2 protein-coding genes are annotated in these 783 nt (G+C 72.4%); both read left to right on the top strand.

Features of this window, described 5'->3' with window-relative positions; translation table 11 throughout:
* Positions 1–145 precede the first annotated feature (145 nt).
* The gene (locus AC27KI_RS26290) at positions 146–397 is read left to right on the top strand and encodes a LysE/ArgO family amino acid transporter (RefSeq protein WP_487116806.1); all 252 of its coding nucleotides are present in this window, start codon (positions 146–148) and stop codon (positions 395–397) included.
* The coding region (locus AC27KI_RS26285) for an ACT domain-containing protein (protein ID WP_487116804.1) at positions 394–783 on the top strand (390 nt) is incomplete at its 3' end. The genes AC27KI_RS26290 and AC27KI_RS26285, both read left to right, overlap by 4 nt.

Here is a 783-nt window from a genome sequence, read left to right as displayed (position 1 = left end):
TGTTCCTGTTCGCGTACGGATGCTTTGCGTGGCACCGGGCGTTCTGCGCGCCGCAGGCGGCGCTGGCCGCCACGGGGCGGGCCGAACGCAGTGCACTGGGCGTCGTCGGCGCGCTGGCCGTTCATCACGCTGCTCAATCCGCACGTTGTACCTGGACACCGTGGTGCTGCTGGGCGCGCTGGGCGGCCAGCAGCCGGCGGGCCAGCAGTTGCGCTTCACGCTGGGCGCCACCACGGCCTCCACCCTGTGGTTCCTCACGCTCGGGCTGGGCGCGCGGCGGCTGGCGCCGTGGTTCGCCCGGCCGGTGGCCTGGCGCTGCCTGGACGCGGGCATCGCGGTGGTCATGTTCTCGATCGCGCTGTTCCTGGCCTTCACCCCCCTGCATTCCACCCCATGACTGCTCCACCCCTCTCCACCCGCAGCATCACGCTCGCCACCCTGCCCTCCCTCTACGCCGTCGCCCGGCTCGCGCCGCAGGCGGCCATTCCGCCGTGGGCCGATGGCGAGGGGTTCGTCTCGATCTCGCGCAGCGGCGAGGAACTGTCGATCACCTGCCTGCAGGCGCGCGTGCCGGACGGCGTGCAGGCCGACCGGGGCTGGGTGGCGTTCCGTTTCGTGGGGCCGTTCGGCTTCGGCGAGACGGGCATCGTCCTGTCGGTGATCCGCCCGCTGTCGGAGAACGGCATCGGCATCTTCGTGGTCTCCACCTTCGACGGCGACCACCTGCTGGTGTCGCAGGCGGACGGCGAACGCACCTGCGCGCTGCTGGCCGCCGCGGGCCAC

The sequence above is a fragment of the Acidovorax sp. KPB24-03 genome, assembly GCF_057546605.1.
The sequence above is the reverse complement of the archived record's forward strand: the minus strand, read 5'-3'. Positions and strand labels throughout refer to the sequence as shown.